At 66.9% G+C, this 14,043-nt stretch carries 10 protein-coding genes; 5 read left to right on the top strand and 5 right to left on the bottom strand.

The window, feature by feature from the left end:
* Positions 1 to 5: 5 nt before the first annotated feature.
* On the top strand, positions 6 to 1,199 hold the full coding sequence (locus N536_RS0110435; protein ID WP_029113557.1) for an acyl-CoA dehydrogenase family protein: 1,194 nt from the start codon (positions 6 to 8) through the stop codon (positions 1,197 to 1,199).
* An 84-nt stretch (positions 1,200 to 1,283) separates the two neighbouring features.
* On the opposite strand, the gene N536_RS0110430 is transcribed toward N536_RS0110435, so the two are convergent.
* The 4 genes from N536_RS0110430 to N536_RS0110415 form a co-directional block, all read right to left on the bottom strand.
* Positions 1,284 to 3,287 (bottom strand): molybdopterin-dependent oxidoreductase, encoded by a 2,004-nt coding sequence (locus tag N536_RS0110430; RefSeq protein ID WP_029113556.1) that lies wholly within the window; start codon positions 3,285 to 3,287, stop codon positions 1,284 to 1,286.
* A gap of 87 nt (positions 3,288 to 3,374) precedes the next feature.
* Positions 3,375 to 4,607, bottom strand: a complete 1,233-nt coding sequence (locus tag N536_RS0110425; RefSeq protein ID WP_029113555.1) for an amidohydrolase family protein — start codon at positions 4,605 to 4,607, stop codon at positions 3,375 to 3,377.
* 26 nt (positions 4,608 to 4,633) lie between these two features.
* Entirely contained in the window at positions 4,634 to 5,782 is a 1,149-nt protein-coding gene (locus tag N536_RS0110420) for a thiolase family protein (RefSeq protein ID WP_029113554.1), read from the bottom strand.
* A 13-nt stretch (positions 5,783 to 5,795) separates the two neighbouring features.
* On the bottom strand, positions 5,796 to 6,209 hold the full coding sequence (locus N536_RS0110415; protein ID WP_029113553.1) for a Zn-ribbon domain-containing OB-fold protein: 414 nt from the start codon (positions 6,207 to 6,209) through the stop codon (positions 5,796 to 5,798).
* Positions 6,210 to 6,324: 115 nt separating this feature from the next.
* Here N536_RS0110415 and N536_RS0110410 point away from each other — a divergent pair, with 115 nt between their 5' ends.
* From N536_RS0110410 to N536_RS0110400, 3 genes are all read left to right on the top strand, one after another.
* Positions 6,325 to 8,448 carry a molybdopterin-dependent oxidoreductase gene (locus N536_RS0110410; RefSeq protein ID WP_051574418.1) on the top strand — a complete coding sequence of 708 codons (2,124 nt, stop codon included), beginning with the start codon at positions 6,325 to 6,327 and terminating at the stop codon, positions 8,446 to 8,448.
* 142 nt (positions 8,449 to 8,590) lie between these two features.
* The gene (locus tag N536_RS0110405) at positions 8,591 to 10,054 is read left to right on the top strand and encodes an aldehyde dehydrogenase family protein (RefSeq protein ID WP_231514490.1); all 1,464 of its coding nucleotides are present in this window, start codon (positions 8,591 to 8,593) and stop codon (positions 10,052 to 10,054) included.
* Between the two features lie 18 nt (positions 10,055 to 10,072).
* Positions 10,073 to 10,921 carry a mycofactocin-coupled SDR family oxidoreductase gene (locus N536_RS0110400; RefSeq protein WP_029113550.1) on the top strand — a complete coding sequence of 283 codons (849 nt, stop codon included), beginning with the start codon at positions 10,073 to 10,075 and terminating at the stop codon, positions 10,919 to 10,921.
* A 5-nt stretch (positions 10,922 to 10,926) separates the two neighbouring features.
* Here the strand turns inward: N536_RS0110400 and N536_RS0110395 are convergent, their stop codons facing one another.
* Positions 10,927 to 12,138, bottom strand: a complete 1,212-nt coding sequence (locus tag N536_RS0110395) for a cytochrome P450 (protein ID WP_029113549.1) — start codon at positions 12,136 to 12,138, stop codon at positions 10,927 to 10,929.
* Between the two features lie 166 nt (positions 12,139 to 12,304).
* Here N536_RS0110395 and N536_RS0110390 point away from each other — a divergent pair, with 166 nt between their 5' ends.
* A complete protein-coding gene (locus N536_RS0110390; protein ID WP_081809140.1) occupies positions 12,305 to 13,807 on the top strand; it encodes a coniferyl aldehyde dehydrogenase in 1,503 nt (500 codons plus the stop codon).
* The last annotated feature ends 236 nt before the right edge of the window (positions 13,808 to 14,043 follow it).

The raw sequence follows: 14,043 nt of genomic DNA, 5'->3' as shown, positions 1-14,043 counted from the left end.
GACAGATGAACTTCGAACGGGTCGAAATCTCTGACGACGACCAAGCCTTCCTCGACGAGGCGCGGGAGTTCCTGCGCACTCACGTGACAGAAGACGTCATCCGCCGAGACAGGGAGACCGGCGACAACTTCGACGAGGACGTCCACCTCGCCCTCGGCGCGGCGGGTTACCTGGCCGCCGAATGGAAGCCGGAGTCCGAAGGTGGCTTCAGCCGGCTGCGCAACCGGTTGTGGCAGCTCGAGAAGCGCCGCTACCACGTGCCGTGGGTGACCATGGGCACCACGTCGATGATCGCCAAGTCGGTCGACAAGTTCGGGTCGCCGGAGTTGCGGGACGAGGTGCTACCCCGCGTCTTCAGCGGGCACGTCAGGTTGTGCCTGGGCTACACCGAACCGGAAGGCGGCTCGGACATCGCGACGTGCAAGACCCGCGCAGTCCGCGACGGCGAGAGCTGGGTGATCAACGGTTCGAAGATGTTCACCACCGGGGCGCACAACTGCCAGTACGTCTTCCTGATCACCAACACCGATCCGAATGCGCAGAAGCACAAGAGTCTCACCATGTTCCTGGTGCCATTGGACTTGCCAGGCATCGAGATTCAGGGCATCCGCACCGTCGACGGTGACCGCACCAACATCGTCTACTACAGCGACGTCCGCGTCGACGACAAGTACCGGCTCGGCGAGGTCAATGGGGGCTGGACGGTACTTCGGGAACCGCTCAACGCCGAGCACGGCGCCGTGGACGCTGCCTCCGACGGCCTGCAGGACGTCTCGATCATGGCTCACCAGGGCGGCTTCATGGTGACCGCCTGCGACAAGGCGGCCAAGGTCGTCGGCACGCCGGACCCGAACGGGCACAGGCCCGTCGACGACGGCGCGGTCGCCTACCGGTTGGGCCGCAGCGTCGCCCGCATGGAGGCCGCTTTGTCGACCCCGAACATCTTCGGCCGCGTCGCGCTGGCGCAGACCATGCGCGACATCTCGCCCGACCTGATGGACCTGCTCGGCGGGGCGTCGGCGTTGCCCGTCGGGACGGACGGCGCCGTCGACGACGGTGCTGCCGAGTACGTGTTCCGCTTCGCGCCGCTGGTGGGTATCTACGGCGGCACGCTGGAGGTGTTCCGGAACATGATCGCTCAGTACATGCTGGGACTGGGCAAGCCCAACTACTCGCCGCCGGTGCAGAAGACGTCCTAACACTCCTCGAAACTGCTAGGAGATCGCGGAAGCGCGCAGACTCGCGATCTCCCAGCAGTCTCGGCGCCCTGAGTGGGAGGCCAGCTAGCCGCCCGCGGCCTTGACGAGCTCGACCGGCAGGTTGGAGAACAATGGCATTCCGGTGATCTCGTCGATGTCGTCGACGCTGGTCAGCTGGTTGACGTTGTACCGGCCTTCCCAACCGTGCGGGACCGAGATGGCACCGGCGACCAGAGTGGGGTCGACCTTGACGTGGCCCTCGAGCTCACCGTGGCGGCTGCGAACCACGGCGACGTCGCCGTCGGACAAGCCGCGCGTGCCAGCGTCCTCCGGGTTGACGTAGATGCCGGGGGTGTCGTGTCCGGTCGACTTGCGAGAATTGTGGTGGTGCAGCTGCCGTCGGGAGATCAGCACCAGATCGGGCGGCGGTGCCAGGCGGGCGAGCTGCTCGACCAGCACGCGGGGCGCGAGCCGCCAGCCGCCGAACTCGTCGGCGCGGGACTGAAGCCAGCCGAACGCGCGGTCTTCGGCGACGGTGTAGTGCGCCTCGCCAGTCGTGTCGATGGGCACCCGGCCGCTGAGGGCGAGAAGCGCCACCACATCGTCATCGGTAGCGGTGTCGGCGTCCACGCCGGGGAAGAAGTCCAGCCCCATCCGCTTGCCGAGCTGGGCCAGGATCCACCAGTAGGACCTCACCTCGCCGAGCGGTGCGACCATCGCAGGCGTGTACTGCGCACCGAGTTCGGGAAACGCAATGTCCACGGCCAGCGACACGTCGGGCCGTTCGAGCTGATCCTTCGCCGGTAACGCGTGCGTCGACGCCGCGACCATGGTGTTGTCGACGATCTCGACCGTCAACAACACCTCGAGCTTCTCCAGCGCCGCGGTGATCCGCTCGGTGTCCGGCATGCAGGTGATGAGGTTGCCGCTGAGGTTGATCAGCGCGCGCAGGTTGCCACTCTCGATCTCGTCGGGCATTGCCGCGCAGACGAATTCTCCTGCCACCGTGCGTAGTTCGGGGCGGCTCGGGGGGCCGGGGCGGCGGAAACCCTCCTCGGGCGCCGTGGGGATCCTGCGCTTGTCGAGCTGGGTGAGGAATCCCGGGTTGGACCACGCTCCGCCTTCGCGGTCCAGCGAGCCGGTGACGATCATCAGCGCCCACGTCATCCACGCGGTGACGTTGGCTGCCGGTGACATCGATACACCCGTACCCGACTCGACGCAGAGCCTGCCCGCACGGCGGACGGCGGCGAGGAACTCCACCAGATCCGCTGTCGGGATGCCGCTGAGGGCCGACGTCCGCTCGCACGTGAACGGCTCGACGGCAGCGGTGAGCGCATCGACGTCCTGCGCATGCGCGGCCAGGTAGTCACGGTCGGCGCCGTCGACGAGCAGCTCGCGAATCAGGTAGGCAAGGATCGCGTAGTCGGTGCCGGGTCTCGTCGGCAGGTGACGCGTCGCCTTCGCGGCGGTCTCCGAGCGGCGAGGATCGAGCACCCACACTTCGCCGTCGGTGGTGAACTCGCGCATTCGCACGCCCGGGCTGTTCAGCATCGTGGTGTGGCCATGTGAGACAAGGGGATTGGTGCCGACGTAGATCACCATCCGGCAGCGCCCGTAGTCCGGGCGTGGCATGGCGGCGAAGCCCCCGATCATCTCGCCGACGACGACCTTGGACAGCGTGTCGATCGACATGTCGCTGTAGTACGAGCGCGTGCGCAACGCCTTGCGCATCATCTGCAGAGTCGCGTACGCGGGACTGTCGAGATATCCGCCGCCGCCGAGGAAGATGCCGACCGCGTCGGGTCCGGACTCGTCGATGATTGCGCGGAGCTTGGCCGCGGCGTCGTCGAGTGCCTCGTCCCATGACACGTCGACGAGTTCGCCGTCCTTGCGCATCTTCGGGTGCAGCAGCCGGTCTTCACGGTGGTGGCCGTGCGCCATCGCGCGGCCCTTGGAGCACGTGTAGCCGCGGGACACCGGGTTGTCGACGTCGCCACGGACGCTGACCACCCGTTCGTCGTCGTCGACCTCGACGAGAACGCCGCAGGCCGACGTGCAGATTCGGCAGAACGACTTTCGGATCATCGGCGTTACCTCGTCCGTGCGTCGGCGTTGCGGGCAGCGTCACTGTAGCTGTTCCAAAATGTGACCGCGGTCACCGACGAGGCGCGGCTAGGCCCGAGCCATCGCGGGTGGGTGTGCCGCGCTGGGATCGGGGTTGGCGATGGGCAATCCCATGAAGCGCCGCGCGTTGTCGCCCATGAAGTCATACGTCCGCCGGACGTCCATGCCCTCGGCGTACCTCCAGAAGCCCTTCGGCTCGGCCAGCCCCTCGGGATGTGGATAGTCCGAGCCGAACATCACCTTGTCCCACCCGACGGTGGTGACCACGTCGGACACGCAGCCTTCCCAGAAGGGGCTGACCCAGATGTTGCGACGGAACACGTCGTGCGGATGCTCGGGGAAGTTCTGCGGCATCTTCCTCTGTAGGTCTTCGAAGTCGTTGAAGAGCGGGAAGATCCAGCCGCTGCCGTTCTCGACGCTGGCGATCCGCAGCTTCGGGAAGCGCGTGAGCGTGCCGTGGCAGATGAGGCTGGTGATCATGTCGGCGATCTCGCGGTGGCCGAGCACCATCCACCGGAACGCACTCTGCGCCATGAAGCTTTGGGTGTGCGGCGGCTCCCACCGGCTGACGTAGTCGTCGAGCGGCGGATAGCTGGCGTGCAGCACGATGGGCAACCCGGCCGCTTCGACGTCGCGCCAGAACGGATCGAACTCCGGCAGCGCGGGGGAGCGCCAACCGTGCAGGCCGTTGACCGGACCCGGCTTGATCAGCGCCACCTTGGCGCCGCGCTCCAGAATCCACGCGAGCTCCCGCTGGGCCGCATCGACCTCGGACAGGTTGATGATCGGGGTGGTGAACACGCGGCCTTCGTAGTCGAACGACCAGTGCTCGTGAATCCACTCGTTGAGCGCGTGGATGATCGCCAGCGTCAACTGTGGATCGTCGGCGCTGGAGTGTTCCACCAGACTGCCGAGCGTCGGATAGTTCAACGCCTCGACGACGCCTTGGCGGTCGAGCTCGGCGACGCGGTCCTCGGGATTGCGGGTGGCGGCCGGCGCCTCGATCGCCCTGCCCTGCATCTCGCGCAGCGTCAGGCCTTCGGTGTTCTCGCCCGCGAAGAACTTCTCGTGCGCACCTGGCGCGGCGACCCGCTCGAACGTCGGATTCGGGATGAAGTCGGTGACCTTGTTGTTGATCACGATCCGGGTCTGCTTGCCGAACTGGGCGTACTGCACGGCGCGTTCGTACCGCTCGGGCAGGTACTTGATGAGGGCGTCGCCCGTCTCGTACATGTGCTGATCGGCATCGAAAACCGGTGCGTCCCTGAACTGTTCAGTCATGAGTGGGTTCCCTGTCCGGGTATGGGTCAGAGCGTCACGATGGTCGCGCCGGCAGTGCCGGGGGCGCCGTAGAGCTGAGCGAAGCCGACGCGTGGATTTCCCGGCACTTGGCGGTCGCCTGCCTCCCCACGCAACTGCCGGACCAGCTCGTGGATCTGTCGCAGGCCCGACGCACCGATCGGCTCGCCGTTGGCGATCAGCCCGCCGTCGGTGTTGATCGGCATGGACCCGGTGATCTCGGTGGCGCCGTCGGCCAGCAGCTTCTCCTGATCGCCGTCGGCGCAGAATCCGGCCTCGGCCATGTGGATGATCTCGGCGCCGGCGTCGGTGTCCTGCAACTGGATTACGTCGACGTCCTCGGGACCGATGCCTGCCTTCTCGAACGCCGCGCGCGACGCGTACACCGTTGGCGAGACGTCCTCGTCGACGGGTGCGCACGTGGTGTTGACCTCGTACGCGCCGTAGCGGCGAGTGCGAATCTCGACGGCACGCAGGTAGACGGGCTTGCTGGTGTAACGGTGGGCGATGTCGGCTCGACACATCACCACCGCGGCGGCGCCCTCGTCGGGTGCGCAGAACATGTATTGCGTCAACGGATAGTTCAGCATCGGCGCGTTGAGGATCTCGTCCTCGGGAATCGGCTTGCGGCGGAAGGCGTTCGGGTTCAACGCGCCGTTGCGGAGATTCTTGGCGGCCACCTTGGCCAGCGTCTCGTGGGCGATGCCGTGCTCGTGCAGGTAGCGGTTGGCCTTCATGCCGAAGAACTGGGTGGTGAGGTATTGACCGTTCTCTGCGTACCAACGCGGCATGCCCACCAGGGCGGGATCCTCGGTGAAGGCGCCGCGCGGGTGCTTGTCGAGGCCGACGGCGATGCCGATGTCATAGTCGCCCAACCGGATTCCGTCGGCGCACGTCTTGGCCGCGCTGGCGGCGGTGGCACAGGCGTTGAACACGTTGGTGAACGGGATGCCGGACAACCCCACCATGCCGACGATTGCGTCGGGATTGGCGACCGTCCAGCTGCCCCCCGCGGCCGCCCCGATGTCCTTCCACTCCACGCCCGCATCGCCGACGGCGGCGAAGATCGCATCGACCGCCATCTCCAGGGCGGACTTGCCCTCGAACCGGCCGAACGGGTGGATGCCGACGCCGATGATGGCCACGTCGTGGGTCATGTCTGGCTCCTGTCTAAACCGGCTGGAAGGCGAACGTGACGATCTCGGTACCGTCGGCGTCCGTGGCGAAGGGCACCATGGTCAGCTCGACCTCCATGCCGAACTTCAGCTTCTCCGGGTCGTTCTCGGTGAGCCGGCCCTCGACGCGCACCACGTCACCGAGTTGAACGAGGCCCACGCCGAACGGAACGAAGTCCTTGCCGATCGGCCCGACGTACGGCGTCCCTGGTGGGAAGCCCTGCGTCGTCCATGCCACCACGGTGCCGCGCCGGGGCAGCAGCAGATCCGACATCGCGGCCTTGCTGCACTTCGGGCAACGAGCCTGTCGGGGGAAGACGGTGGCGCTGCAGTCGCCGCACTGGCTGCCGATCAACTGGGGAGCCTCGTCCGGCCACGTCGAAATGTCCGGAGCCAGCGCCTTCTGCATGAAACTCCTCCGTCTGTCCGCAACAGGCCATATCAACTGTAACTCTTACAGTAACGTAGTTCCCGTGATCGAACACAGGGCCACCTTTTGCCGCATCTGCGAGCCGCTGTGCGGCATGGTGGCCACCGTCGAGGACGGTCGACTGGTGGCGCTGCGGCCCGACAAGGACCACCCGTTGTCGGCCGGATTCGCCTGTCAGAAGGGCATCGCCTTCACCGAGGTGCAGAACGATCCGGACCGTGTCACGACACCGCTGCGGCGCACGCAGGGCGGTTTCGAGCCGGTGTCCTGGGACGAGGCGATGAGCGACATCGCCGCCCGACTGACGGCCATCCATCGCAGCCACGGCTCCGGTGCGATCGGCTGGTACATGGGCAACCCGGCGGCGTTCAGCTATTCACACGTGATCGGCGTGATGGCGTTCATCAAGGGCATCGGGCGCCGCAGTCACTACTTCACCGCGTCGTCACAGGACACCAGCAGTCGACTGCTCGCCAGCCAGTTCCTCTACGGAACGCCGACGTCGGTGCCGATACCCGACCTGATGCGCACCGATCTCCTGGTCCTGATGGGTGCCAATCCGGTGGTCTCCCATGGCAGTTTCCTCACCGCCCCGCGGATCAAGGACCGCATGCAGGACGTGGTGAAGCGCGGCGGGCGGGTGATCGTCGTCGATCCACGCCGGTCGGAGACCGCGGCGGCGTTCGAGTGGCTGGGCATCGTTCCCGATGGGGACGCGTACTTCCTGCTGTCGCTGTTGCAGGTCCTGTTCGCCGAAGCCCTCGTCGACCGGAAGGCGGTGGCAGCGCAGGCCGACGGGCTGGACTGGCTGGCCGGCCAGTGCGCGCCCTTCACGCCGGAAGACACCGAGCGGCACACCGGGATCGAACCTGCGGTGGTTCGCGCGTTGGCGCGGGACTTGGCGCAGACACCGCGAGCTGCGGTGTACGGGCGGCTCGGCACGTGCGTCGGGCGCAACGGCACGCTGACCACCTATCTGATCGACGTCGTCAACCTGGTCGCGGGCAATCTGGACACACCCGGCGGCAGCGTGTTCGGCACGCTCGGAATTCCAGGGGAGCGGTGGGGGATGAAGGTGATGGGGGCGTCGCTGCGTCGGTCCTATCGCCGAAAGCGCACCCGCATCGGGGGATTTCGGGCCGTGATCGGTGCGGAGCCTGCGGCGATGATGGCCAAGGAGATGTCCACCGCAGGCAAGCGGCAGATCAAGGCGTTCTTCGTCAGCGCAGGCAATCCGGTGCTCTCCGTACCCAACGGCCTGGAGTTGGAAGCGGCGCTCGAGAAGGTCGACCTCGCGGTCGGGCTCGATCTGTACGTCAACGAGACGACAGCACACTGCGACTACGTGCTGCCAGTCACCACGATGTACGAGCGCGACGACTTCGCGTTGACCTTTCAGCAGTTTCAGGCCACCCCGTTCCGGCAGGCCACCGAGGCGGTCGTCACGCCACCCGGCGAGGCACGCACCGAATGGGACATCATCGATGACCTGATGCAGCGAATGGCGCTGCGCACACCGGTATTCGCGGTGCTGGGCAGCGTGCGACGGCTTCTCGGTCTGTTCGGGCGCCCGCTCGATCCGCGGCGACTGGCCGACGGGATGATCAGGCTCTCCGACGCCGGTGACCGCTACGGCCTGCGTCGCGGGGGTCTGACGTTCGACCGGCTGAGCCGACACCATCCGCACGGCGTCGTCGTCGCGCCGAACATCCGGACATCGGTCCTTGGCGAGGTGGTGGTGTACCGGCATGGCCTGGTCCGGCTGGCGCACGAGGAGATCAGCACCGAGATCGCCGCCATGGTGGGGCGCGGTCAGCCGGCGGACTACCCGATGCGGATGATCGGCATGCGCGAGCCGCGCTCGGAGAACTCCTGGATGCACAACGCGCCACTGCTGATGCGCGGCGACCGAAGCCACCGCGCGCTGATGCATCTCGACGATGCCGCGCAGCGCCGGATCGCCGATGGCGACACCGTCGAAGTCAGCTCGCCGCACGGCCGGATCGCGCTGCCCGTAACACTGACTGCCGACATCGTTCCCGGCACCATTGCGATTCCGCACGGCTGGGGGCACAAGGGCACCGGAGGGTGGCAGCTGGCCAACCGCGCCGGTGGCGTCAACGTGAATCAGTTGATGTCGACCGACCCGCGCGACGTTGAGGCGTTGGCGGGGATGTCGTGGCTCACCGGCGTGCCGGTTCAGGTCGGCCGAGGCTAAATCTGGACTGCGATACTGTAACCTTTACAGTTGATATGTCGTCAGCCGGTGTGGGGAGATGCACGTGAGCGATGTCGCGCAGCAGCGGGCCGCACCCAGCGTCGAGATCGGCCGCCGCGCCGCCGGACGTGCCGAGTCTCGGATGCTGATCGACGGCGACCTGGTTGCCGCGGCCTCCGGAGCGGAGTTCGACAACGTCAGCCCCGCAACCGGTTTGGTGCTCGGTGCGACCGCCGCGGCCGGTGCAAATGACATGAGCCGCGCCATCGCCGCCGCGCGCCACGCGTTCGACGAGTCCGATTGGTCGACGAATCGTGCGCTGCGCAAGCGCTGCCTCGAGCAACTGCAGTCGGCGATCGAGGCGGAGCGCGACGACCTACGGGAGGAGCTGATCGCCGAGGTCGGCTGCCCCGACATGACGATCACCACCGCCCAACTCGACTGGCCGCTTGCCGAATCCCTGCGCTACCCAGCCGGACTCATCGACGGGTTCGACTGGGAGCGGCCGCTCGAGGGCGGCGGGCTCTTCGGCGACCGCAACGTGCGCAGCGTGGTCAAGGAGCCGGTCGGCGTGGTCGGCGCGATCACGCCGTCCAACTTTCCGATCGAGGTCATCCTCAACAAGCTCGGACCCGCACTGGCGACGGGCAACACCGTCGTCCTCAAACCGGATCCCCACACGCCGTGGAACGCGACCCGACTGGGCCGCCTGGTCGCCGAGCACACCGACATCCCGGCCGGCGTCCTCAACGTGGTCCCGACCCCCGACAACGACGTCGCGGAACTGCTCGCGACCGACCCTCGGGTCGACATGATCTCGTTCACCGGTTCGACCGCCGTTGGAAAGCTGCTGGTGCGTCAGGGCGCCGAGACCATGAAGCGGACATTCCTGGAGCTCGGCGGCAAGTCGGCGCTCATCGTCACCGACGACGTCGACCCCGGCAAGCTGGTGGCAAGCGCGGTCGGGGTCTGTGTACACGCGGGCCAGGCATGCGCGCTGACCACGCGCATGCTGATCCACCGATCGCTGTTCGACGACGCGGTGAACGGCGTGACCGCGGCCTTCGGCATGGTGCCCGTCGGCGATCCTGCGCTGCCGCAGACTCTGGTCGGCCCGGTCATCAGCGCGCGACAGAAGCAGCGCGTGCTCGACGCCTGCGAACGCGCCCGTCGCGCTGGTGCCGAGATCACCACCGGCGGAGGGGCATTCGACGATCTCCCGCCCGAGCTGGCTGGCGGCTTCTACGTGCAGCCGACGGTGGTGGTCGGTGTCGACAACTCCGCGGCGATCGCGCAGGAGGAGATCTTCGGGCCGGTGTTGGTGATGATTCCGTTCGACGACGACGACGAGGCCGTCCGGATCGCCAACGACAGCGCCTTCGGCCTGGCCGGCGCCGTGCTGTCGGGTACCGCGGAGCGGGGGATGGCCATCGCGCGGCGCATCCGGACCGGGTCGATCGGCGTCAACGGCGGCATGTTCTACGGCGCCGACGCGCCGTTCGGCGGGTACAAGAGCTCCGGTATCGGCCGCCAGTGCGGCATCGAGGGCTTTCAGCAGTACCTGGAGACCAAGACCATCGCCCACCGGGTGACCCGGCAGGGCTAGATCGAAGGACACGAACGAATGGGCAAGCTGGACAACAAGATCGCGGTCGTCTCGGGCGCCGGACGTGGACAGGGCCGCTCACACGCGGTGAACCTGGCCGCCGAAGGCGCGAGCATCATCGCCCTCGACATCTGCGCGGACCTCGAGGGCAACACCTACCCGCTGTCGCGGCCGGAGGACCTCGACGAGACGGCGCGCATGGTGGAGAAGCAAGCGGTGCGGTGTCACACCGCGATCGTCGACGTCCGCGAGCGCAGCGCCGTGTGGAAGGCCATCGCCGACGGCGTCGCCGAACTCGGCGGCCTGGACATCGTGGTGGCGAATGCCGGCATCTGCGCCATGGGCAAGAACCAGACCATCCAGTCGTGGTCGGACACCATCGACACCGATCTGGTGGGCGTCTTCAACGTGATCCAGGCCAGCCTGCCCCACATCAGCGACGGCGGATCGATCATCGCGACGGGATCGCTTGCCGCGCAGTTGGGTAGCTCGACGAGCCAAGGTCCCGGCGGGTCCGCCTACAGCTTCGCCAAGCAGATCGTCGCCCGCTACGTCAACGACCTGTCGATCCAACTGGCCAAGCGGATGATCCGGGTCAACGCGGTCCATCCCACCAACGTGAACACCGACATGCTGCAGAACGACGGCATGTACCAGGTGTTCCGGCCGGACCTCGCCTCACCCACCCGCGAGGACGCCGAGGCGACGTTCTCGATGATGCAAGCCATGCCGGTGCCCTACATCGAGCCGCAGGACGTCTCCGACGCCGTGGTGTTCCTCGCCAGTGACAGCTCCCGCTACATCACCGGCACCCAATTACGGATCGATGCAGGCGGTTTCGTCAAGTCGGTACCCTGGAAGGGGTAGTCAACTCACGTCACGCCGTCGAAGGCGACCGGCAGCACGTTCGGTGAGCGGAACGGCTGACCGTGAATGTGCGGATCGTCCTGGTCGAGCAACCGCAGATTGGTCATCCGCGTGAGAAGGCACTCGACGGCGACGCGGGTCTCCAACCGCGCCAGATGCAGGCCGAGACACGTGTGTTCGCCTGCCGCGAAGGTGATGTGCGGCGTGCGCTTGCGGAAGATGTCGAACTCTTCGGGACGTTCCCACCGGTTCTCGTCCCGGTTTGCCGACCCCATGCAGACGTCGACCACCGACTGTGCCGGGATCTCGACGCCTTCGAGTTCGGTGTCCTCGGACGTGAACCGCTGCACGGTGGTCAGCGGAGTCTCGAACCGCAACCCCTCTTCGATGGCGGGGCCGATGAGCCCGTGGTCGGCCTGCACGGCGTCGAATTGGTCGGGATGGGTGAGCAACAGGTAGAGCAGGTTGCCCGACGACCGGTAGGTGGTCTCCAGGCCCGCGGGAAGCAGCAGACGCAGAAAGGAGTAGATGGCCTCGTCGCTGAGTCTCTCGCCGTCGATCTCGGCGGTGACGAGGTCGCCGATGATGTCGTCGGTCGGATGAGACTTGCGCTTGTCCATCTGTACGAGGAAGTAGTCCTTCAGTGCCGCCGACGATTCGAACGCCTGCTTGTACCTGACGGTGTAGCTGATCAGGTCCACCGCCCACTTGCGAAACATCGGCAGGTCCTCTTCGGGCAGACCCAACAGCTTGGCGATGACCCGGGTGGGGAACTCGAAGGTGAACTGCTTGATCAGATCCGTCTCACGGGAGTCGACGAACTCGTCGATGAGCGCGTTGACGATCGGGCGGACGATCTCGGGCTCCCAGCGCACCAACGACTTCGACTTGAAGGCAGCGGAAACCAGGTTCCGGTGCTCACGGTGCGTCGTACCGCCCATGGCCAGGATGGTGGGACCGATGAACAGCCCGATCGTCGCGTCGTACATCGCCGAGTTGAACGACTTGCCATCCCGGAACACGGTGTTCACCGCGTCGAACGACATGGCCGCGTAGGTCTGCGTGGGCCGCATGTGCTCCGGCGTCTTGGAGTAGTCCATCACGGTGCCGCGGAACACGCCGGCCTCCGCACGCTTGGCGGCGAAGTATGGATACGGGTCGCGGAGGAAGTTGGCGCGTTCCTCGGCCGACCGGTCGGCCCGAAGTTGGGATTCCACCGCACCTCTCCCGCATCTCAGGCCGGGCAGCGTCGCTACACGTTCCTATCCACATTCCTACTGTAATTATTACAGTATCCTACCCGTCAGGCTTACCGAAGACCATTACGATAGCCATGTGCGGGGCCGCTGACGTCGGTCCGCTGACCCGGAGGGCGGCAGGCAGATGAGTACGACGGAGGACGGCGTCGACACGGTTGAGCGGCTTCGCACCGACCTGCGCGGCACCCTCGACCGGCAGCGGCAGGCGTTCGTGGCGGCCGGGCCGCCGACCGCTGCGGAACGCCGCAACCGCATCGACAGGCTGCTGGCGCTGGTGTTGGACAACACCGATGCGTTCGTCGGCGCGATGGCTGCCGACTTCGGCACCCGGTCGCCGGCCGCGTCCCTGTTCACCGAGATCGTGGGCATCATCCCCGTGATCGAACACACCCGTGCCCACGTCGCCGAATGGATGCGACCCCAACGGATCATGCGCGGCGGACGGCTGTTCGGGTTGAAGGCCCAGATCGAGTCGACGCCCCTGGGGGTGGTCGGAATCATCGGGCCGTGGAACTTTCCGCTCAACCTCGTGGTGCTGCCCGCGGCCGCGGCGTTCGCGGCGGGCAACCGCGTGATGATCAAGATGTCGGAGGTGACACCGCGCACCGCCGAGCTGATGAAGCGCGTCGCGCCGCGGTACTTCGGATCCGACGAGCTCCAGGTCGTGACAGGCGGTCCGGACGTCGCCGCGGCGTTTGCCGAGCTGCCTTTCGACCATCTGTTCTTCACCGGCTCGCCGTCCGTCGGCGCCATGGTGCAGCGGGCGGCCGCGCAGAATCTGGTTCCGGTGACGCTGGAGCTCGGTGGGAAGAACCCGGTGGTGGTGGCGCCCGACGCCGACCTCCGGCGCTCGGCGACGCGAATCGCCCAGGCGCGCATGGTCAACGGAGGCCAGGTATGTGTCTGCCCGGATTACGTGTTCGTGCCCGACGATCGGGTCGAGACGTTCGTCGACGTCGCGCGCGAGACGCTGCGCGGGATGTTCCCCGCCATCGTGTCCAACGACGATTACTGCTCGTCGGTGAACGACGCCAACTTCGACCGGGTGCTCGGCCTGATCGACGACGCCCGGGCGAACGGAGCCCAGGTCGAGGCCGTCGCACCTGGCCGCGAGTCGCTACCCGACCGCGCCAGCCGCAAGATCGCACCGACCATCGTGCGCGGCGTCGACGACCGGATGAAGATCGCCAGCGAGGAGATCTTCGGTCCGGTGCTCGTCGTCATGGAGTACTCCCGGCTCGCCGACGTCATCGACTACGTCAACGAACGGCCGGCGCCCCTGGTGGCGTACTGGTACGGGCCGGAGAGTGACCACTTCCGCGACTTCGTGCGCAATACCCGCAGCGGGGGCGTGGCCCGCAACGACTTTGCGGCGCAGATGATCCCGTCGGCGGCGCCGTTCGGTGGCGTCGGCCGTAGTGGCATGGGCGCCTATCACGGCAAGGCCGGCTTCGACACGTTCAGCCACCAGCGGTCGGTGGTGGGCACCGACCTGCCGTTCAGCATCACCGGGTCGGCGTCGCCACCGTTCCGCCGGCCGATGAAGGCGTACGCAGACTTCTCGCTGCGGATGGCCCGCCGCCGCACCAATCGGCGGCTGAAGGCGCACGGGGCGGGTACGGGCTAGGAGTAGTGGGGAGCGCGACCGGTCCGAAATCGCATGCCACATGAGTCACCGGCACAGGAGTGAGCGCCTTTGCCCACCTCACAGCGACTTCTAGAACGGATCCAGCCGAAAGCCGCTGTGAGCGTTGAGGGGGCTACGCGAGTGTGCTCCTGACGAGACAATCCGGGCTCAAATCTCGTCAGGCTCACAGTCGCGCTGCGCCCGGTGTGGAGGTCGGAAAGCGCGGCCGAATGCGC

Origin of the sequence: Mycobacterium sp. URHB0044, from assembly GCF_000620625.1 — a bacterium.
Taxonomy (GTDB): Bacteria; Actinomycetota; Actinomycetes; order Mycobacteriales; family Mycobacteriaceae; genus Mycobacterium.
The sequence above is the reverse complement of the archived record's forward strand: the minus strand, read 5'-3'. Positions and strand labels throughout refer to the sequence as shown.

What these genes read in the sequence shown, in the direction of transcription:
- N536_RS0110405 (WP_231514490.1), top strand. Translation starts at nt 8,591, where the DNA reads ATGCTGATCGACGGCGACCTGGTTGCCGCGGCCTCCGGAGCGGAGTTC.
- N536_RS0110415 (WP_029113553.1), bottom strand. Translation starts at nt 6,209, where the DNA reads ATGCAGAAGGCGCTGGCTCCGGACATTTCGACGTGGCCGGACGAGGCT.
- N536_RS0110425 (WP_029113555.1), bottom strand. Translation starts at nt 4,607, where the DNA reads ATGACTGAACAGTTCAGGGACGCACCGGTTTTCGATGCCGATCAGCAC.
- N536_RS0110390 (WP_081809140.1), top strand. Translation starts at nt 12,305, where the DNA reads ATGAGTACGACGGAGGACGGCGTCGACACGGTTGAGCGGCTTCGCACC.
- N536_RS0110430 (WP_029113556.1), bottom strand. Translation starts at nt 3,287, where the DNA reads ATGATCCGAAAGTCGTTCTGCCGAATCTGCACGTCGGCCTGCGGCGTT.
- N536_RS0110435 (WP_029113557.1), top strand. Translation starts at nt 6, where the DNA reads ATGAACTTCGAACGGGTCGAAATCTCTGACGACGACCAAGCCTTCCTC.
- N536_RS0110420 (WP_029113554.1), bottom strand. Translation starts at nt 5,782, where the DNA reads ATGACCCACGACGTGGCCATCATCGGCGTCGGCATCCACCCGTTCGGC.
- N536_RS0110400 (WP_029113550.1), top strand. Translation starts at nt 10,073, where the DNA reads ATGGGCAAGCTGGACAACAAGATCGCGGTCGTCTCGGGCGCCGGACGT.
- N536_RS0110410 (WP_051574418.1), top strand. Translation starts at nt 6,325, where the DNA reads ATGGTGGCCACCGTCGAGGACGGTCGACTGGTGGCGCTGCGGCCCGAC.